Below are 19,387 nucleotides of genomic sequence, written 5' to 3'. Positions count from 1 at the left end.
GCCTTTTGGTTGGGGTTTTTAGATTTCAAAACCTTCGCGATAGTTTCTGCGGACCCATTCGTTGGCCTTGTCGTAGTTGGTCACTTTCATGGCTTCTCCATCCCAGAGGATGGTTTTGCGACCTGGATAGTTGTAGGGCGCCCAATCTCCAACTTTCTTTCCGTCCTTGAGTTGCTTGTATTGGAAGGCTTTAATGGCGAGGTTCCCCATCAGTACGGCTTCTGTCAAAGGTCCACCATAAGAAAATGGTGAGGAGGTCGTTCCTCCATTGAGGCAAGCCTCTACCCATTCTCCCGCGTGCCCTGTGGTTACGCGTTTGATGGTTTGCGGTGGAGGCGTGAAGTCTTTCATGCGCTCACTAGGCAACAATCGTGGATTGGCCGAATAGGTTCCAGTGACCATAATACCTTCGGTCCCGTGAAAAATACTTCCACCCCCAGTATCACCAGGCAGTTCTCCATCACCGAGTTCTGGCGGTAGATCTGGCATAATCCCACCGTCGTACCAGTTCAAACCTATATCACCGTGCTTCTCCGTCTTAAAACGCAAACGCACTACGGAAGAGGGCGGGCAAGCCGCAGGGTAATCGGCCTCTACAAAATCATCGATCCAAACAGTGGTACAGCTGGCTTCTGCTTCATAGGGGAATCTTAAATCCAATGTTTTGAAAGGAGTCTCCATGATGTGGCAGCCCATATCGCCCATTGCTCCGGTTCCAAAGTCCCAGAACCCGCGCCATTTGAACGGATGATAACCTTCATTATACGGACGCATGGCTGCAGGCCCTAACCAAAGGTTCCAATCAAAGGTACTGGGAATTGCTTGAGGCTCTGCGAAACGTTTGAACCCTTGAGGCCATACGGGCCTATTGGTCCAACAATCGACTTTTTGAACCTCACCAATGAGTCCGGCATCAATCATCTCTTGCGCCAAACGTATACCGTCTCCAGAAGCACCTTGATTACCCATTTGAGTTACTATTCCTTGAGCCGCGGCTACCTCAGCCATCATACGCGCCTCCCGAATATTGTGGGTCAAAGGCTTCTCCACATAAGCGTGCTTTTTGGCTTGCATAAAAGGCAAGGAAATACAAGCGTGCGTATGGTCAGGTGTCCCTACCATAAAGCCATCGATCTCGTTTAAGTGATTGTCATATACCTTGCGGTAATCCCGATAGCGCTTCGCATTGGGATGTGCTTTATAGCTCGCATCTGCTCTAAGATCATCGACATCACAAAGAGCCACAAATTTTACCTTTCCAGTCTCCCCGAGTTCGCGTACCACACCTCCACCGCGACCACCCACTCCAATTCCTGCTAGATATAAGGTATCACTAGGAGGCACATGAGTTTTACCCAAAACAAAACTGGGTACTATGGTAAAGGCTGCAGATGCAGCAGCGGTCTTTTTGATGAAGCTTCGGCGTTTCATAGGGTTGGAATTAGTGTTTGACTAAAGGTATAAATTCCAAATGGTTTCTCTAAATTGGAATTCAAATTGAAAGCTATGCAGATCCAAAGAGCAACTCGCGAACATTTAGAAGCCCTGACACCCTTGTTCAATGCCTATCGCGTCTTTTACAAGCAAAAATCAGACACCACTGCTGCTCAGACGTTTTTAAATGAGCGCTTTGAAAAACAAGACAGCGTGATCTTTTTGGCCAAAGATGAAGCCGGCAATGCTGTTGGATTTACCCAGCTGTATCCGAGTTTTAGCTCTGTTGCTATGAAGCGGGTCTATATCTTGAACGATCTCTTTGTCACCCCCGAGGCCCGAGGGAAACAAGCAGGTACAGCGCTATTGGAACAAGCCAAATCATTTGCAAAAGAACATAGCGCCAGAGGCTTGGTTTTGGAGACTGACGCAGACAATCCTGCGCAAAAACTCTATGAGAAAAACGGTTGGACCCATGACCCTGCACTGCACTACTACTGGGAGGTTTAATGCGAGGATTGTTGTACTTTTACCCCAAATTCTAAAGCTATGGATCATTTGACTCGATTGGAAGAGTTGCTGGATCAGGCCAATATGGACATTAAAAATGGCCAGTACGAGGCTGCCTCCAACAAACTGGAAAAGATCATTGACATTGATCCAGATTTTGGCAAGGCCTATAACCATTTAGGCTATCTATATGAAGTCAAATTCAAGGATTACGAGAAAGGTGAAACCTTATATAAGCTCGCCTTAGAAAAGAGTCCCATGTATCCCAGCGTCTACTACAACTACGCTGTTTGCCTTTCTACCCTTGGAAAATTTGATGAACTCAAAGAACTTTTGGACACTGCGATGAATATTCCTGGCATCACCAAAGCGACCATATATAATGAGTATGGAATCATGTATGAGCAGCAAGGAGAGATCACTAAGGCGATTGATCATTATAAGATGGCGGCGCAGTTGACCCTTTCTAACGATGTTTTGAATCGTACTAAAAATTCTATTGAACGCTGTAAAATGAAGCTCGATCTGTAAATGATGCGCATTGATATCATAACCGTTTTACCAGAACTCATCAAGAGTCCCTTTGAAGCCTCGATCTTAAAGAGAGCCACAGAAAAAGGCTTGGTAGAAGTTCATTTTCACAATTTGAGAGACTACGCTACTAACAAATACCGTCAAATAGACGATTACCAATTTGGAGGAGGCGCAGGTATGGTCATGATGATAGAACCTATCGACAAGTGTATCTCTAAACTCAAGCAAGAGCGCGACTACGACGAGATCATTTATTTGACTCCCGACGGAGAAACACTGAACCAAGGCATAGCCAATTCGCTTTCCCTAAAAAAGAACCTCATGATGCTTTGTGGGCATTATAAAGGGGTGGATCAACGCGTGCGTGATCAATTCATCACTAAGGAGATCTCTATTGGAGATTATGTTTTAAGCGGAGGAGAACTGGGAGCGGCCGTTCTCAGTGATGCTATTATACGTTTGTTACCTGGTGTTTTAAACGATGAGACCAGCGCCTTGACAGATTCGTTTCAAGACGATCTATTGGCTCCACCGGTGTATACACGTCCTGCAGACTACAAAGGCTTAAAAGTGCCTGAGATCTTACTCAGCGGTCATACCCAAAAGATCGAACAGTGGCGTGAACAGCAGGCGCACGAGCGTACCGCAGACCGCAGACCGGATCTTTTATCTTCTGATTCTGAAGAAAATTAAGTCAGAATAAATTGCATCAATAAATAAAATCCTTATTTTTGCAGCCGATTTCGGCCCAACCTCTGACGAGACACGTGAATGTTGTTCTGAACTAATGATTTAGATAATCAATATGGAATCTTTAATCAAATTTGTACAAGACGAGTTCGTAACAAGAAAGGAATTCCCAGAATTCAGTGCAGGAGACACGATCACTGCATACTACGAAATTCGCGAAGGTGAAAAAACACGTACCCAGTTTTTTAAAGGCGTTGTAATTCAACTAAAAGGTACAGGGACTTCTCAGACCTTTACCATTAGAAAAATGTCTGGAACTGTTGGTGTAGAAAGAATTTTTCCAGTGAACATGCCTGCACTTCAGAAGATTGAAGTGAATCGCAGAGGTAGCGTACGTAGAAAGCGTATCTACTACTTCCGTGAGCTTACAGGTAAGAAAGCACGTATCAAGGAAAGAAGAATGTAAGGCTAATCCAGCCAATCCATTCCAAGGGCGACTCCAAAAGGGTCGCCCTTCTTTATTAACAAAAGTTAATAAGTGCGGTTCGTAAACTGTTGATATTAAGAACCCTAAATTTCTTGGATTTTAAAATGGGGTCTCTATATTTGATTCAAGAAATTACACATCAGGATAGCTAACACTAAACTAAAAAGTAATTTCCAGTAAAGTAACGTTCTTTATATAACGGTGAAAGATTTGTTTGAAGCACAGCCCTAGCAATAGGGTTTGTCATAGGACAAAGACTTTGGAAACAAAGTCAAATGTTTCAAGTACGTCCAGTGGCAACGCTGGCAATCGAATGGGTGGACTAACTGGCAACAGTGAAAGACTCAGGAGACAGGAACTCGGCAACGGGAACCCGACTTGCAAACAAAACCTGGAAACAGGAAGTGTTTAGAATCTAAGATCCGATTGGATACGGCTCCTAGCAAGGAAAACCTTTCGAGGAAATAATTGAAGCGACCCGTATTCGATGAGGCCGAGCACGGGAGTAGTTTATTAATAGAATTGCTTACAGCGCCGCAAGGCAAAACCGGTAACGCCGAGCTTCATTAAAAAGCCATATCATAGTACTTTGTGCACTGATATGGCTTTTGTTTTTTACCTACAATTGGGAAATTCACAATTTTGCCCCCCTAATTTTATCAAATTGACAAAATTTCTGAACGCCAGTGCTATAGCGATATTGCGGTGATTCTGCCCTGCCTGATTTTTGTATATTTGCAATCCGAATAAACGAAACGATCTAAACATTTCTGCAGTAACGATTATGAGTGACACGCCTAAAATTATTTACACAAAAACCGATGAGGCTCCAGCCTTAGCCACCTATTCCCTACTTCCAATCATTCAAGCCTTTGCCGGTCCTGCCGACCTCAGCCTTGAAACTAGAGACATCTCTTTAGCCGGAAGGATCTTGGCGACCTTTCCAGATTATCTAAATGAAGACCAACGCATCTCTGATGCTTTGGCAGAACTGGGAGAATTGGTTAAAAAGCCAGAAGCCAATATCATTAAGCTTCCTAATATCTCAGCCTCTGTACCTCAATTGAAGGCAGCAATCAAAGAATTACAAGACAAGGGTTATGCCCTTCCTAATTACCCAGAGGAGCCAAAGAACGAGGAAGAATCTAAATTAAAGGCGCGTTACGACAAGATCAAAGGAAGTGCGGTAAACCCGGTACTCCGTGAAGGAAACTCAGACAGACGTGCTCCTAAGGCGGTTAAGAACTTCGCCAAAAAGAACCCACACCGAATGGGCGCTTGGAGTTCAGACTCTCGTACCCATGTTGCTACTATGAGCGCTGGAGACTTTAGAAACAATGAGCAATCTGTCACTATTGCTCAAGCAGGGACTTTAGATATCGTTCTAGAGACCGCAACGGGCAATACACAAACCTTAAAATCAGGTGTAGCTGTTCAAGCTGGAGAGATCGTTGATGCCACGGTTATGGAGAAAAAAGCTTTGTTGGAGTTCTTGAATCGAGAGATCAACGCTGCCAAAGAAGATGATATCTTGCTTTCGCTACACATGAAGGCTACCATGATGAAAGTTTCTGACCCAATCATTTTTGGTCATGCAGTTCGCGTATACTTCGCAGACTTATTTGAAAAGCATGCCGATGCGCTAGCCGCTGTAGGTTTTGAAGAGAATAATGGTTTTGGAGATCTGATCGCCAAATTGGACAAGCTTCCAGCAGATCAGAAAGCAGCTGTAGAGGCCACGATCGATCAGTGTTTGGAAAATGGAGCGTCGTTATCCATGGTTAATTCAGACAAAGGCATCACCAATTTACACGTACCTAGTGATGTGATCATTGATGCTTCTATGCCAGCCATGATCAGAAACTCGGGGCAACTTTGGGATAAGAACGGAGACACTCAAGACACCAAAGCAATTATTCCAGACAGCAGTTATGCCGGATTGTACCAATCGACGATTGATTTCTGTAAAGTCAACGGCGCTTTTGACCCAACTACAATGGGAACAGTTCCTAACGTCGGTTTGATGGCTCAAAAAGCAGAAGAATACGGATCACACGACAAAACTTTTGAGATCAAAGAAGCTGGAACGGTAAAAGTTATTGATCAAGACGGTAACGTATTGACCCAGCACACTGTGAACCCAGGAGATATCTGGCGCATGTGCATGGTAAAAGATGCTCCGGTAAAAGATTGGGTGAAACTAGCCGTAACACGCGCTAAAGCCACTGGCGTCCCTGCAGTATTCTGGTTGGATAAAACGCGTGCTCACGACGCACAACTCATCCAAAAGGTAAAGACTTATTTGCAAGATCACGACACCAGTGGATTGCAAATTGAGATCCTTGACGTGGTCAAAGCAACACAATTCACCTTGGAACGTGTAAAAGCCGGTCAAGATACTATCTCCGTTACCGGTAACGTATTGCGTGATTATTTAACAGACCTCTTCCCTATTCTAGAATTGGGAACCAGTGCTAAAATGCTTTCCATTGTTCCTTTGATGAACGGCGGAGGGCTATTTGAAACTGGCGCCGGTGGATCTGCACCTAAGCACGTACAGCAATTCAATGAAGAAGGTCACCTGCGTTGGGATTCTCTTGGAGAGTTCTTGGCCTTGGCAGTATCTATGGAACACTTAGGAAATACGTACAACAATCCAAGAGCGTTGTTGATGGGCGCAACCTTAGATGATGCTACCGAGAAACTATTGGCCAACAAGAAAGGCCCTTCTCGTAAGGTCAATGAGATTGACAACCGCGGTAGTCACTTTTATTTAGCTATGTACTGGGCAGAAGCCTTGAGCCTTCAAGACCAAGACGCTGAATTGAAAGAGAAATTCACAGGAATTTACAATGCCCTTTCAGCGGCAGAAGGCCAGATCATGGAGGAACTCAACGCTGCTCAAGGCAGCGCGGTAGATATTGACGGATATTATTTCCCAGATGAAGCCTTGGCCAGCGCTCAAATGAGACCGAGTGCTACGTTTAACAACATACTGGCCAGCATTTAAGGGAAATGCTAAAGTTTACTTAAGCCTCGCTTCTAGCGGGGCTTTTTTGTTAACTTTATTAAAAAGTTTACATTGAAAAAACTACTACTGCTTTTGTTGCTTCTCCCCGCAATCGCGTTAGGGCAACAAAAATACACCCTCAGTGGTACGGTTCTGGAAAAAGCTTCAGGTGAAAGCCTCATCGGAGTAAGCATTTTGATTCCAGAATTAAGTACAGGCACCACCACCAACGAATACGGCTTTTATTCCATTACAATTCCAGAAGGCACTTATGAGGTCACGGTGAGTTACCTTGGATTTTCAGACATAACTGAGACGATCAATTTGAGCAGCAACCTGCGCAACGACTATCGCTTGGAAGAGAATTTAGAGAGTTTGGAAGAGGTAGTGATCACAGCCGATAACGATCGTCTGGATATTCGTAAGCCACAAATGAGCGTCAATACAGTGAAAGTGGCTACGATCAAAAGCATTCCTGCGGTTTTGGGAGAGGCTGATGTGATTCGCTCCATTCTACTCTTGCCCGGAGTAACCAATGCTGGTGAAGCCGCCTCTGGTTTTAATGTACGCGGAGGTGCTGTGGATCAAAACCTGATCTTACTGGATGAGGCAACGATCTTCAATTCTTCCCACTTGTTTGGATTCTTCTCGGTCTTTAATCCGGATGCCATAAAGGACGTTAAACTCTACAAAGGAGGAATCCCTGCACGATACGGTGGGCGTGTCTCCTCGGTCTTAGAGATCTTTCAAAAAGAAGGGAACAGCCAAGAATTTAAAGCCAACGGAGGTATTGGAGCCGTAACGAGTCGCTTGCTTTTAGAAGGGCCTTTGGAAAAAGACCGCGGTGCTTTTCTCTTTGGAGGACGCGGGTCTTACGCCCATTTATTTTTACCGCTTTTTGATATTGAGAACCGAGCCTACTTCTACGATGTAAATACCAAACTCAATTACCGCATTAACGAACGCAACAATGTTTTTCTTTCGGGTTACTTTGGGCGTGACCTCTTTAGTGTGAACGAGAGTTTTGTAAACACTTACGGAAACGCAGTGGTGAACTTTAGATGGAACCATATATTCTCAGACAAGCTCTTCTCTAACCTGTCGTTGATCTATTCGGATTATTTCTACGGATTGGAACTGGATTTCGTCGGTTTTGAGTGGGATTCCGGAATACAGAACTTCAACGTAAAGTACGATTTGAAGCATTATCTGAATGACAAATTTCAGCTGAACTACGGCTTGAATAATATCTACTACGTATTCAATCCAGGAAAGATCAGACCCAACAATCCAGACTCGGGAATTGTAGAGGATCAGCTTATTAAAAAATACGCCAATGAGTTTGCTGCTTATATTGACGTAGAACACGATATCACAGACCGACTGAGCATGCAATACGGTTTGCGCTTGAGTCACTTTATTCGTTTTGGACAAGATGAGATCAACGTATACGCAGACAACAACCCTGTAGAGTTTGATCCTTTCCTTTTAGTATACAGAGAAGCAGAACCCATTGAAACCGTAGCTTCATCACGCAGCGACCAATTGGCCAGCTTCACGAATTTTGAACCCCGTGTCTCTATGGCCTATGTCTTTGATGACAACACCTCTGTAAAGGCCAGTTATACACGCTTGGCGCAGTATTTACATTTATTATCCAATACGAGTTCGCCTACACCTTTGGACGTTTGGACTCCTTCTGGACCCTTTGTGGAACCACAACTGTTGGACCAATACGCGATCGGATTCTTTAAGAACATAAAAGATGGAGACTATTCCCTAGAGGTTGAAGGATTTTATAAAGACATTCAAAATCGAATCGATTATATAGACGGAGCAGAACTCATTGCTAACGATGCCATTGAACAAGTGATCCTCAATGGAGAAGCCAGAGCCTATGGAGCTGAATTTCTCTTTAGAAAGAATGAAGGTAAACTCACGGGTTGGTTGGCCTATACTTGGTCCAAATCAGAACAACGCACGCCGCCGAGAAATGAAAATGAGATCGGGATCAATTCTGGAGAATGGTACGCCACTCCTTATGATAAACGACACGATATTTCGCTCTATGCGAATTATGAACTCAATGACAAATGGAGTTTTAATACCAATTTCATCTATCAGACCGGACAACCGACCAACTATCCTATTGGACAATTTGAGTTCCAAGGTTTGGTCATTCCTTATTACGGCTTGAGAAACCAAGAACGCTTGCCAGATTTTCACCGCATAGATGTGTCTGCCACTTTGAAGCCTAAACAGAAGGCTGGCCGTAAATGGCAGGGAGAATGGGTCTTTAGCATCTACAATCTTTACAATAGAAGAAACGCTGCGGCAATCAATTTTAGACGCAATCAAGATACTGGCGTAAATGAAGCGGTCAGGACTTCCATTTTTGGAATCATCCCAGCGGTAACCTATAATTTTAAATTTTAATGCAGAGCACACTGCACATAAATGCTTATTCCTTAAGATTTCTGGCAGTATTTGCCTTAGTCTTTAGTATGTGGAGTTGTGAGGACGTTATAGAAGTGGACACGCCTTCTGAGGACCCGCGATTGATTGTTGACGCTTTGATTCGTGTGGATACTACAACGGCCTTTACTAACGTAAGAATTCAAGTGAGCCAAACCAACGGCTTCTTTGAGAGCATTCCTCCGGTTGATCTACAGCAGATCACTTTGACTGGTTTGGAAGGCGGTCTGAGCGCTATTCTGTTAGAGACCTCTCCTGGTGTCTATGAGCAAGACATAAGTACTCCCGCATTGAGCAGTGGTGAGGAGATCTTTTTGCAGATCGACTTTGAAAATGAATTTTATGTGGCTTATGCGACCTATGTTCCGGCCCCACAAATTGATGAATTGAAACAAGGAGATGGATTTCTCTTTGATGAAGACGATACTGAGGTCATAGTGCGTTTTACAGATATTCCAGAAGAGGAGAATTTTTATGTTTTTGACTTTGGTTTTGGAAACTTCTTGGCCTCTGAAGATACTTTTTATGAAGATCAAGAATTCGTCTTTTCGTATTTCTATGATGACGAGGTAGAGACCGGAGATGAATTGACCATAAGCATTTTAGGTGCAGATGCACCCTTTTACAATTATATGAATCAGTTGGTGGAACAGAGCGAGGACGACCTGAATCCTTTCCAAACCCCTACCCTTACGGTTCGTGGCAATTTGATCAACGCCACAGAGATTGATAATGATGAGTTTTTCGACAATGTCGAAATGGAAAATAATTTTGCCTTGGGCTATTTTGCCATCGTCCAAGAGCACAAAGCAAGTTTGACAATAGAATGAAACGCTTTAGAATAATATACTTTTTATTGCCTTTGATGGGCCTACTCGTTTTGAGTAGTTGTGAAGATGTGGTTGACATTGATACGCCAACCGGAGATCGCCGTTTGATCATCGATGCCTTAATCCGCATAGACACCTCAGAGGCTATCACAGAAATGCGCGTGGTAGTGAGTGAGACCAATGGTTTTTTTGAGTCCATTCCTCCAGCAAATTTACAACAGATCACCTTGAGTAATTTAGACAATCCGCTACCCGACGCGGTAGTTTTTATAGAGGAAGAGCCAGGGACAGGCGTCTATGTGAAGTCTTTAGAGACTGCGCTCTTGTTAGAGGATCGTTGGTTGTTGCAGATTGATTTTGAAGACGAGTTTTATTTGGCAGAGACCACTTTTGTCGCCGCGCCCCAAATTGATGAGTTAGAGCAAGGCGACGGTTTTGTTTTTGACGATGACGATACCGAGATTGAAATCACCTTTACGGATATCCCTGGAGAAGACAATTATTATGTATTCGATTTTGGCTTCGGAGAGTATCTGGCCACAGAAGACACCTTTTACCAAGATCAACAGTTTGTGTTCTCTTACTTTTACGACGACCCTTTTGAAGTAGGGACCGAAGTTCCGATCTCTATTTTAGGAGCTGACGCTGATTTTTACAACTATATGAATCAGATCATTGAGCAAAGTGAGGATGAAGTGAATCCCTTTCAGACCCCAACACTTACGGTTCGTGGGAATTTTATCAACGTAACGGACATTGATAATGACGGGACCTTTGACAATACTGACAATGAGGATAATTTTGCCTTAGGTTATTTTGCTTTTGTTCAGCAAAACACATCAACTATAGTAATTGAAGATCTATAGGGCGTTAATAAGCGTTGCAGCTCTTTGCTGAGCGAGTTCTGGAGCATTGGTAAAGCTGTAACCTTCGGGTTGCTCCGGGCTGTACAATTGCTCTATTCCAGCCAAGCCAAGGTCTGAAGCTTCATCATCAGATAAAAAGTTACGCCCGCAAACTGCGTAGACCGGCACTTTAAATGGTTTTGCTGCTGAGACCACCCCACTCACTAACTTTCCGTGTTTGGTTTGATGATCTATTCGGCCTTCACCAGTAATGATCAGGTCGATCTTGTGTTCTTCCAATATCTCATGAAAACCACAGAGTTCAAGCATAAACGGAGTGCCTTGCTTAAACTCGGCATTCAAAAATGCTTTCAGCCCATAAGCTGTTCCCCCAGCGGCACCTGTGCCAGGAACCTCTCCAAAAGAAATCCCAAAGAACTTAGCGACCTGCTGATCTAAATGCCTAAGACCTGAGTCTAAAACCTGCATCTGTAATGGACTTGCACCCTTTTGTTTGGCATAGGTATAAGCAGCACCTTCTGGGCCGTATAAAGGATTTTGAACATCGTTTACTGCAGTTAGCTGCACACTCTCCAACAAATTCTTTTCTGGTTTAATAATCTTGGCCACCAAATTTAGGCTTCCGCCACAGGGTTCGAGTTCATTTCCGTAAACATCCAAAAAACGATACCCTAAGGCATGGGCAATACCCATTCCAGCATCATTGGTTGCAGACCCTCCCAGTCCTAAGTAAATGTGCTTAACTCCTTGGTGAAGCGCATTTTTCAAAACTGTTCCCGTACCCAGTGTGGAGGTTTCCATCACCCTGCGCTCTTCTTGGGTCAATAGTTCAATACCAGAGGCACCAGCCAATTCCACATAAGCAGCCTGGGCCTTCATATCATAGAGATAGTAAGCGATCAATTCACGCCCAAGCGGATCTGTAGTCTGGCAAGAGATAGAATTCAGATGGGGTTTGTAGTGACTGATCACATTTAGAAAACCATCGCCTCCATCAGAAGCCAGCAATTCAAATAATTGGGTGTCGGGATTGGCATCTTGGATGCCTGTTTTTATAGCAGCTGTCACTTGAGCAGCACTTAAACTGTCTTTAAAACCGTCGGGGATAATCAGGACCTTCATTTAATTTCCAAAAATCACAGGGATGAAATAACTCAGTATCAAGATAGTAATAAAAAACCCAACTAGAATATAAGTTTCTTTTTGAAATATATCTTCTCTTTTTAAACGGAATGGAATACCTTCTTTGACGGCTACACTTGTGCTTGTCATTGCTGATACCCCATAGGCTATGACCAAAGTCAGAATAACTCCTGTAAAATTGAGCCAGATCCAAAAGATCTCTACTCCTATGTCGTAACCCAGGATCTCCTGCATGGTTGAAGAAAAAGCCAAATTGACTAAAACGGCGACAACAATTCCCGCGTTCATACCATAGTGATTGACCTTTTTTGAAAAGATGGCCAACAAAAAGGTAACCAAAACAGGACCGTAAAATACGGAGCCTATCGCGTTGATGATCTCAATAACGGTACTCTTACTGCCTCCAAAAAGAAAGGAAGCAGAGATACACACCACTCCCCAAAACAAAACCATCAATTTGGAGGTTCGCATATAAGCGGCTCCTTCTAGTTTGCGTTTGCCTCGGTTAAAAAAGTCTTCCACGCTCACTGCAGACAGTGAATTGACCGTAGAACTCAAAGAGCTCATAGCGGCAGAAAGTATGGCCACCATGAGCAAACCAATCACACCATGGGGCAAGTATTTTATGATAAAGATTGGGATCATCAGATCTGTATTAATGCCATTATTAGCGGCAGCCGCCGGAAAATGCTTTTGCGTAGTGGCTACCAGATCAGCCATAAAGTCGGGAGAACTACTAACCAAGGCTCCGATGATAAGTCCCATCACACAGTATACCAGTACTACCGGAAAGCGCAAAAGGCCGTTGGCCAAAAGGAGTTGTCTAATGGTCTTTTCATTCTTTGCTGAGAGCATTCGCTGTGCCTGAGTCTGATCACAACCGTAATAAGAAACATATAAAAAGAAGCCTCCAATAAGCATGGGCCATATTCCATATTCTTGACCTTCTCCAATACCCCAATTGAAATCAATGACCTGTAATCTGGTAGGATCAAATCCGTTGGCCAAACCGCCAACTGCCTGGAGTTCTTGATAACCAAAGATCAAACAGGCCAATAAACCTCCAAAAAGCAAGATCATTTGAATCGCATCTCCCCATACTACCGCTTTCATGCCCCCCTGCCAACTGTAAATAATGGTGATCACAGAAATTATTAGAATAGTGTAGCCTTTGTCAATATCGAGTACCGCTTGTATGATCAAAGCGATGGTATACACCATGACTCCAGTCGCTAAAGCACGACTCAACTGAAACACCACACTGAGGATCAATCGTGTAGATGCTGAAAATCGGCGTTCTACAAATTCATAAATACTTACTACTCCAGAGCGGAATAAAGGCGGGATGATCATCAGCATAATAAAAAGCATCGCCAAGGGCACGGCAAACTCAAAAGTCAACCATTTCATACCTCCACCCATCTTTATGCCTACAAAGGCCGGAGCAGAAATAAAACTTATCGCAGAGAGTTGCGTAGCCATAGTTGACAAACTCAAGGGAAACCAGCCCATAGAACGTCCGCCTAGAAAATAATCCGTAGAATTCTTGTTGTTCTTAAAAAAGTAACCCATCCCCAAAAAGAAGATGATATAAGCCGCAACAATTAGGTAGTCGTAGATATTCATTACTGATTCGATTTTAAAAGATCCAAACACAGCGCAGCGCTCCAAGAAAAGTTATTCCCTCCATAGCCTTGACTAAGCGCTTCGTTTTTTTCGCGATCACATTCAAAATATTCGTAAAAACCATACTTATCCAACAAGGCTAAAGTGTCTGTTTTAAGGCGTTGAGCCAACTCAGTTTCTCCGTAGTTCAAAAGTCCTTCATAGATCAACCAATTTAAATTGATCCAAATGGGACCACGCCAATATTTCTGACTGTTGAACAAAACGCTTGTAGGATCAAAAGAGGCGCAGAGTAAACGTTCGTACTGTGCACCGCTAAAGCGCCCTCCATTGAGATGTCCAACCAAAGCATCCGCCATTTCTGGCTGAGGGATCTCGGCAAATAGCGCAGTAAAGCTGGACGAACTTAGATGAGACAATAGTCGTTCGCCTCTTAAATCGTAATAGACATAGCCACCCAGTTGGGGATCGAATAGTTTTTCATTGAACCGCGCTTTGGCTTTTTCATTCCAAATGTTCAATTGTGAAACCTGCTCTGTTTTGCCCAGAAGTGTACCCAAGCGTATCAAACTATTATTAGATGCAATGAGCATGCTATTGAAAAGCGGATCTTGAACCAAAAAGGGCGAGTGCTCGGCTATGGCAGCATCGTCATAGTTCCACTGTTTAAACAACTCTATGAGGTGGATGTAGTAACAGTATTCTGCATTTGTAGGGCGGTGCGAGGCATCTATCAAAGAGGTATCCTTGCGTGGAAGGTCATACTCGGGAACTTCAAAGGTATTCCATATGAAATCCCACACAGGTGTATTGTCCGTTCCGGCCTCCCAATTATGACATATATAAACCAGCCCTTCTTGCTGAGGATCGCGGTGTTTATAGAAATAACTGTGGTTGGCGTAGACGTCGTCAAATACCTCGTCAATAAAATCTAAAAACGCTTGATCTTTATCTAGGCGATTAAAAATATACTCAAGTATAAAACCAAGTACGGGCGGTTGGGTGATACCAGAGGTAGGAACTTCTGGACTGTGTGGGCTTAGCTCTGCTGCATGAACCTCTGGCCCTGGATAGTAGGAATCAGACGGATTGTGAAAAACGATATGCGGCAAAAACCCATTGGACCATTGCCCCTTGAGCAAGGAGCGAATTTCTTCTTTAGCACGCTCGGCATTTAAATATGCCCATCCTAGAGCAATAAATCCCGAATCCCAGTTCCATTGAAATGGATACAAGCCTTGACAAGGAATGGTAAAGCCTTGCTGCCAATTTGCCTCCAAAACGGCAGCGGCAGTCTTTTTCAGTTGGTTCATAAAAGCAAAATCCTTAACACCTAAATATAGGCTTTTATCCGTACTTTTGGTAGCACGATTATTGACCTATGTTCCACAAAACCACAGAATCAGATTCCCTTTATAACGATCTGGAACAAAAGAGTACTCGCGAACTGCTTGTGGGTATCAATACCGAGGATCAAAAAGTTCCACAAATCATTTCAGGAATACTTCCCGCTATAGAGGAGGTTGTGGAACAAACCGTCTCACACCTAAGAGATGGCGGTAGGTTATTTTACCTAGGAGCTGGAACCAGTGGCCGGTTGGGTATTGTGGATGCCAGTGAATGTCCTCCTACTTTTGGGGTCCCTCATGAAATGGTCATTGGATTGATCGCTGGTGGAGACCAAGCCATTCGAAAAGCAGTAGAATTCGCCGAAGACGATAAATTGCAAGGCTGGAAAGACCTGCAAGAATTTCAAGTAGACACCAAAGATGTTGTTATCGGTATTGCTGCTTCAGGTACCACGCCTTATGTTATCGGTGCCTTGGAGCAATGTAATGCCAACAATATAGTCACCGGATGCATTACTTGTAACGCAGACAGTCCATTGGCCAAAACGGCGAAGTATCCTATAGTTGCTGTAGTTGGGCCCGAATTTGTAACGGGCAGCTCAAGAATGAAAGCAGGTACAGCCCAAAAGCTGATTCTGAATATGATTACCACGGCTACGATGATTCGACTTGGGCGTGTAAAAGACAATAAGATGGTCGATATGCAGCTCAGCAATGACAAACTGGTTGAACGAGGAACGCGTATGATCGTGGAAGCAACAGGACTTCCGGAATCTGAAGCGCGCGCTCAACTCTTAAAACACCAAAGCGTTAGAGACGCTTTACAAGCTATTAACGATGGAAAATAAGTATCCCGATCAAAAACACACCGATATGAACAAGCTCAGAAAAGGGCTAAAATATATGGTCTTCTGTTTATTATTGATTGTTCTCGGGCCTTATCTGATCACCCTTTCCTTCATCAATGACACGGCTTTATTTATTCTGATCCCAGGTTTGGTTGCAGCTGCAGGTGCGATATTTATGGGCTTTAAAGGGATAAGAACCATTATGAGTGCTGTTTTTGACGGGGTGCCTGCTCAGCATGAGCATACGGAGCAGTAAGAATTCAATAATTAGTTTTTGGCATACAAACCGTCAAAAACGGTGACCCAAGTAGTACCATCTGTAGAGGTTTCCCAATGCTGTCTTACTTTGCTCTCTGACAAGGGAGTCCAACTCACCTTATGATAACGAGTAGTGCCATCAAGGCCTGCAACAGCTTCTGATTGTAGCACCATAGCTCCGTCGATCAAATTACCACGCATATACAAGGATTGTCCTTGATTATCAACCCAAAGCTGGACCCATTGCTTTAAGACAATATCGTAGTAATTCATGCTGGTGCCTGTGTATCCAGGAGTTGCGCTGGTCCATTGTTCGCGCAGGACACAATCGTCTTCTTCCTTAGTAATGATATTAGTCCCGGCATAGGTACCATCCGGATTGGTCACGCGCCACTCCCCGACCCAAAAATCAAAAGCTCGATGATCCGCATTGCAACACGAACAATCGGTCTGAGCAAAACTGGATAGTACTGCAAAGAATGTTAAGCTAAACAGTAAAAGGTACCGCATAAAAAAAGCCATACTTAAAAGTACGGCTTTTTTCTGTTGTTAATTTGGTTTAGAAACCACAACTCGTATCACTGGTGAACGTACCGGTTAACAATCCGTATTGAGAATTGAAAGACCAAGTTCCGCTAACTTCAGAACAATCTGTACTTCCTGGACGAAAACGATGCGTTCCAGACCAATTAATAGCTCTAGAACCAATAATTGTAGCAGAGGCACCAGAAATGCTGCAAGTTCTTACTCCTCATGAATTAGAACATCCGGACTGCGCATTACCTACTGCAGTTCCGTAATCTCTTCCTGAAAGCATGATTTGGGTTACGATATCCTGATCGTTGTTACCCCCACCACTTACAGTTGTTGCGTTGAACGTTTGTGCTACCCCAGACTCCAAAAGTGGGTGGATATCACAGTTGTCGCAGGTATAGGTACCAGAAATTGGCAATAACGGCCCACGAGTAGTCTCTTTCAAAACTTTCATAGAAGCATCAGTAGTACCTAATTGGAAACCTTCTGCTAAAGGTTTAGCTCCGTCTTGCTCTACGGTAAACTCAAAAGAAACCGCCTCATTGATAAAACGTACACCTTGAAGGCCTTTCTCATTAGCAGCTTCTGTGTCTGCGATGATCACTCGCTCGCTTCCATCAGCAAAACGCAAAGTAGCTTTAGCCTTTCCTGCATTGTTAAGCTGAATCATTACAATTCCGCGAGAATCATTGGTGTAGCTTGAAAAGGTACCTTTGTACACTCCAGTAGCTTGAAGATCTGTAGCCTTGTTAACCAAAGCTGTAAAATTTGTTGTTTCGAGCGTTTCATTCTGCTCCTCCTGTGTACAGCTGCTAAGGATTGAACCAGCAACTAATACCATCATTACGATTTTTCTCATTGGGGGTATTTTTTTATTCTTGACAAAGAAAAGAACTGAAAACCTAAAAAAAAGAAGAATTGTTCTAAAAAAATGTATTTCATCGATGTTTTTTACTTTTTATCGATGTTTATGTTTGATGAGCACTCAAATAAGTGGGAATAAGACTGCTTTTGGTAAAAAAAATAAAGCCTGCCACATTAGTGACAGGCTTTATTGGTAAAACCAAAAGGTATTCTGGGTACCCTTTAAAGAGGATTACAGCTGCTATCGCTCTTAATCCATCCTTCAATTTCATATGATGGGCTGGTCATGGTCCAATTTCCGCGGACATCGATACAAGCTCCATCCAAGCTAAACATTTGGGTCGCATCCCAAGTGATCTCTCCAGAGGCACCGAATGGGAATGAACCACTCAGGTCATTGTATACTAATAGACCGATCTTGTCGTATGCTTCATGTAGTGTTCCGTTAGCAACGAACCAAGAATCTCCAAAACTAACTTGAGTGATCACTAAAGACTCTCCGAATTCATCCAAAGGAAGGATCATATTCCAGATGAAGCTGCTTTGGGCGTTCTCATCACTGAGTACGGGGTGATCACCACAATCTTCACAACCAAAAGTCCCTGTAGCCAGACGTATGGGGGTAGCGGTTACGTCTTTGGCTAATACAATGGATCCTGCTCCTTCTGTTAAACTAACTGAGCTCGCTGTAGGTAAAGTACCGTCAGCAGCAACTGAAAAGTTAAAACTACCCTCTAGGGCATTAAAAGAATAGGTTTTCATTCCAGTTACACCTGTTGACCCGGTTCCGGTCATCAAGGTTTCAGATCCATCTACAAACTGCAATAGGGCGGTTGCACTTGTTTCTGTAATGTTGATTACTACAGTTCCGCGTTTTGAAGAACTAAAAGCGGCATATGTACCTTTATATGTTCCTAGATAAGAGGAATCTGTAGATGAAAATACGGTAAGCTTTGCACCTTCTTTGATTTCTGTGTTTAATTCCTCTGTTGAACAAGAAGCTAATAATAGCCCCAGTAATACTACATAAAGTAATTTTTTCATCATAAGTAGTGTTTAAATACGGTTGCAATATACAGTCAAATACACGTAGGATTATACGCACAAACACCTAGTGATGAGCCTTATAGCGCACTTTTAGCTAAGCGGCCTATTTTATCGGATGAAATACATATTTTTTGATCATTTCGTGTATTTCACCGATATACTTTTCGATTAAAAGCAGTCTAATTCCTACTTTTTTGTTGAAAATCGTCCGATTTGGCCGTGTGAAAACCGTAAAAAACGTCAATTATCCACTCGAGTACCATAAAAATGATTCGTTTCACCAATAGACCGTCATTGAATTAAGGATATAATACGAGCTATCTCACTTCTTACTTGTATATAGATTGACTAACTAGTAAAGGATAGCAATTTTGCATTATTAAAGGGTAGTATAACTTAGAACCATTCGCATTGGATATCGCTAGCCTTTTTGGTTTGATTAGATCTGTATTTGGAGTTGAATTAAGTGCAACAAAAAAGTCCCTGCTCTATATAGAACAAGGCCCCGGAGCGTTTAGAAAATGTACGGTGTACATTTTTAGCGTCGGGTGGGCGTTAAGGGGTGGGCTGTTTTCTGTAGTATTCATAAACAAAAAGACCCGTCCTAAATTTAGAACGGGTCTTTAATGAAAAAAAGGCAGCGACATACTCTCCCACTTGGTATAGCAGTACCATCTGCGCAGATGGGCTTAACTTCTCTGTTCGGAATGGTAAGAGGTGAGCCCCATCGCTATAGCCACCTTAAATCGTTGGCTTGCAATAAGATGCAAACACTAATATTTTGACATAAAGGAAAAAGAGATTCGAGAGTTTCTAGCAAGTTCATTTGAACTGCATTAAATTTTTAAAGCAAAGAGTGGCTTCCCTGACCCGAAGATCAGG

Annotated in this window: 17 protein-coding genes and 1 rRNA gene; 10 read left to right on the top strand and 8 right to left on the bottom strand. The window is 43.2% G+C overall.

Annotated elements, in window-relative coordinates:
• Positions 1-18: 18 nt before the first annotated feature.
• The gene (locus tag POW22_RS07310) at positions 19-1,431 is read right to left on the bottom strand and encodes a Gfo/Idh/MocA family protein (RefSeq protein ID WP_272831978.1); all 1,413 of its coding nucleotides are present in this window, start codon (positions 1,429-1,431) and stop codon (positions 19-21) included.
• Positions 1,432-1,506: 75 nt separating this feature from the next.
• On the opposite strand from POW22_RS07310, the gene POW22_RS07305 reads away from it, so the two are divergent.
• From POW22_RS07305 to POW22_RS07270, 8 genes are all read left to right on the top strand, one after another.
• Positions 1,507-1,944: a GNAT family N-acetyltransferase gene (locus tag POW22_RS07305; protein WP_272831977.1), complete on the top strand. Its 438-nt coding sequence runs from the start codon at positions 1,507-1,509 to the stop codon at positions 1,942-1,944.
• Positions 1,945-1,983: 39 nt separating this feature from the next.
• Positions 1,984-2,475 carry a tetratricopeptide repeat protein gene (locus tag POW22_RS07300; RefSeq protein WP_272831976.1) on the top strand — a complete coding sequence of 164 codons (492 nt, stop codon included), beginning with the start codon at positions 1,984-1,986 and terminating at the stop codon, positions 2,473-2,475.
• 3 nt (positions 2,476-2,478) lie between these two features.
• Positions 2,479-3,171 (top strand): tRNA (guanosine(37)-N1)-methyltransferase TrmD, encoded by a 693-nt coding sequence (gene trmD, locus POW22_RS07295; RefSeq protein WP_272832583.1) that lies wholly within the window; start codon positions 2,479-2,481, stop codon positions 3,169-3,171.
• 112 nt (positions 3,172-3,283) lie between these two features.
• On the top strand, positions 3,284-3,634 hold the full coding sequence (gene rplS, locus POW22_RS07290) for a 50S ribosomal protein L19 (protein WP_272831975.1): 351 nt from the start codon (positions 3,284-3,286) through the stop codon (positions 3,632-3,634).
• An 805-nt stretch (positions 3,635-4,439) separates the two neighbouring features.
• Positions 4,440-6,665, top strand: a complete 2,226-nt coding sequence (locus tag POW22_RS07285) for an NADP-dependent isocitrate dehydrogenase (protein ID WP_272831974.1) — start codon at positions 4,440-4,442, stop codon at positions 6,663-6,665.
• Positions 6,666-6,737: 72 nt separating this feature from the next.
• On the top strand, positions 6,738-9,101 hold the full coding sequence (locus POW22_RS07280; protein ID WP_272831973.1) for a TonB-dependent receptor: 2,364 nt from the start codon (positions 6,738-6,740) through the stop codon (positions 9,099-9,101).
• A complete protein-coding gene (locus POW22_RS07275; RefSeq protein ID WP_272831972.1) occupies positions 9,101-9,970 on the top strand; it encodes a DUF4249 family protein in 870 nt (289 codons plus the stop codon). Before POW22_RS07280 ends, POW22_RS07275 begins: the two co-directional genes overlap by 1 nt.
• Positions 9,967-10,836, top strand: a complete 870-nt coding sequence (locus tag POW22_RS07270; protein ID WP_272831971.1) for a DUF4249 family protein — start codon at positions 9,967-9,969, stop codon at positions 10,834-10,836. Before POW22_RS07275 ends, POW22_RS07270 begins: the two co-directional genes overlap by 4 nt.
• On the opposite strand, the gene POW22_RS07265 is transcribed toward POW22_RS07270, so the two are convergent.
• Genes POW22_RS07265 through POW22_RS07255 form a run of 3 tightly spaced genes read right to left on the bottom strand, consistent with a single transcriptional unit; the run spans position 10,831 to position 14,918 of the window.
• Positions 10,831-11,958: a glycerate kinase gene (locus POW22_RS07265; RefSeq protein ID WP_272831970.1), complete on the bottom strand. Its 1,128-nt coding sequence runs from the start codon at positions 11,956-11,958 to the stop codon at positions 10,831-10,833. The two genes, POW22_RS07270 and POW22_RS07265, sit on opposite strands and share 6 nt — an antisense overlap.
• Positions 11,959-13,605 (bottom strand): sodium:solute symporter family transporter, encoded by a 1,647-nt coding sequence (locus POW22_RS07260; RefSeq protein ID WP_272831969.1) that lies wholly within the window; start codon positions 13,603-13,605, stop codon positions 11,959-11,961.
• Complete coding sequence (locus POW22_RS07255) at positions 13,605-14,918, bottom strand: MGH1-like glycoside hydrolase domain-containing protein (RefSeq protein WP_272831968.1); 1,314 nt, start codon at positions 14,916-14,918, stop codon at positions 13,605-13,607. Before POW22_RS07255 ends, POW22_RS07260 begins: the two co-directional genes overlap by 1 nt.
• Before the next feature lie 68 nt (positions 14,919-14,986).
• Here POW22_RS07255 and murQ point away from each other — a divergent pair, with 68 nt between their 5' ends.
• Both murQ and POW22_RS07245 read left to right on the top strand, forming a co-directional pair.
• On the top strand, positions 14,987-15,802 hold the full coding sequence (murQ, locus tag POW22_RS07250; protein WP_272831967.1) for an N-acetylmuramic acid 6-phosphate etherase: 816 nt from the start codon (positions 14,987-14,989) through the stop codon (positions 15,800-15,802).
• A complete protein-coding gene (locus POW22_RS07245; protein WP_272831966.1) occupies positions 15,792-16,058 on the top strand; it encodes a DUF6095 family protein in 267 nt (88 codons plus the stop codon). The genes murQ and POW22_RS07245 overlap by 11 nt, the downstream gene beginning before the upstream one ends.
• Positions 16,059-16,069: 11 nt before the next feature.
• Here the strand turns inward: POW22_RS07245 and POW22_RS07240 are convergent, their stop codons facing one another.
• From POW22_RS07240 to rrf, 4 genes are all read right to left on the bottom strand, one after another.
• Positions 16,070-16,570, bottom strand: a complete 501-nt coding sequence (locus POW22_RS07240) for a hypothetical protein (protein WP_272831965.1) — start codon at positions 16,568-16,570, stop codon at positions 16,070-16,072.
• A gap of 241 nt (positions 16,571-16,811) precedes the next feature.
• Positions 16,812-17,453: a hypothetical protein gene (locus POW22_RS07235; RefSeq protein ID WP_272831964.1), complete on the bottom strand. Its 642-nt coding sequence runs from the start codon at positions 17,451-17,453 to the stop codon at positions 16,812-16,814.
• Positions 17,454-17,680: 227 nt separating this feature from the next.
• Complete coding sequence (locus POW22_RS07230) at positions 17,681-18,505, bottom strand: hypothetical protein (protein WP_272831963.1); 825 nt, start codon at positions 18,503-18,505, stop codon at positions 17,681-17,683.
• Between the two features lie 632 nt (positions 18,506-19,137).
• Positions 19,138-19,249: ribosomal RNA gene (gene rrf, locus POW22_RS07225) — 5S ribosomal RNA — on the bottom strand.
• Positions 19,250-19,387 lie beyond the last annotated feature (138 nt).

The sequence above is a fragment of the Gilvibacter sediminis genome (assembly GCF_028561565.1).
Classification (GTDB): Bacteria; Bacteroidota; Bacteroidia; order Flavobacteriales; family Flavobacteriaceae; genus Gilvibacter; species Gilvibacter sediminis.
This window is presented reverse-complemented; position numbering and strand designations above follow the sequence as displayed.

Coding starts and splice junctions, on each gene's coding strand:
- POW22_RS07310 (WP_272831978.1), bottom strand. CDS start 1,431: ATGAAACGCCGAAGCTTCATCAAAAAGACCGCTGCTGCATCTGCAGCC.
- POW22_RS07305 (WP_272831977.1), top strand. CDS start 1,507: ATGCAGATCCAAAGAGCAACTCGCGAACATTTAGAAGCCCTGACACCC.
- POW22_RS07300 (WP_272831976.1), top strand. CDS start 1,984: ATGGATCATTTGACTCGATTGGAAGAGTTGCTGGATCAGGCCAATATG.
- trmD (WP_272832583.1), top strand. CDS start 2,479: ATGCGCATTGATATCATAACCGTTTTACCAGAACTCATCAAGAGTCCC.
- rplS (WP_272831975.1), top strand. CDS start 3,284: ATGGAATCTTTAATCAAATTTGTACAAGACGAGTTCGTAACAAGAAAG.
- POW22_RS07285 (WP_272831974.1), top strand. CDS start 4,440: ATGAGTGACACGCCTAAAATTATTTACACAAAAACCGATGAGGCTCCA.
- POW22_RS07275 (WP_272831972.1), top strand. CDS start 9,101: ATGCAGAGCACACTGCACATAAATGCTTATTCCTTAAGATTTCTGGCA.
- POW22_RS07270 (WP_272831971.1), top strand. CDS start 9,967: ATGAAACGCTTTAGAATAATATACTTTTTATTGCCTTTGATGGGCCTA.
- POW22_RS07265 (WP_272831970.1), bottom strand. CDS start 11,958: ATGAAGGTCCTGATTATCCCCGACGGTTTTAAAGACAGTTTAAGTGCT.
- POW22_RS07260 (WP_272831969.1), bottom strand. CDS start 13,605: ATGAATATCTACGACTACCTAATTGTTGCGGCTTATATCATCTTCTTT.
- POW22_RS07255 (WP_272831968.1), bottom strand. CDS start 14,918: ATGAACCAACTGAAAAAGACTGCCGCTGCCGTTTTGGAGGCAAATTGG.
- murQ (WP_272831967.1), top strand. CDS start 14,987: ATGTTCCACAAAACCACAGAATCAGATTCCCTTTATAACGATCTGGAA.
- POW22_RS07245 (WP_272831966.1), top strand. CDS start 15,792: ATGGAAAATAAGTATCCCGATCAAAAACACACCGATATGAACAAGCTC.
- POW22_RS07240 (WP_272831965.1), bottom strand. CDS start 16,570: ATGCGGTACCTTTTACTGTTTAGCTTAACATTCTTTGCAGTACTATCC.
- POW22_RS07235 (WP_272831964.1), bottom strand. CDS start 17,453: ATGAGAAAAATCGTAATGATGGTATTAGTTGCTGGTTCAATCCTTAGC.
- POW22_RS07230 (WP_272831963.1), bottom strand. CDS start 18,505: ATGATGAAAAAATTACTTTATGTAGTATTACTGGGGCTATTATTAGCT.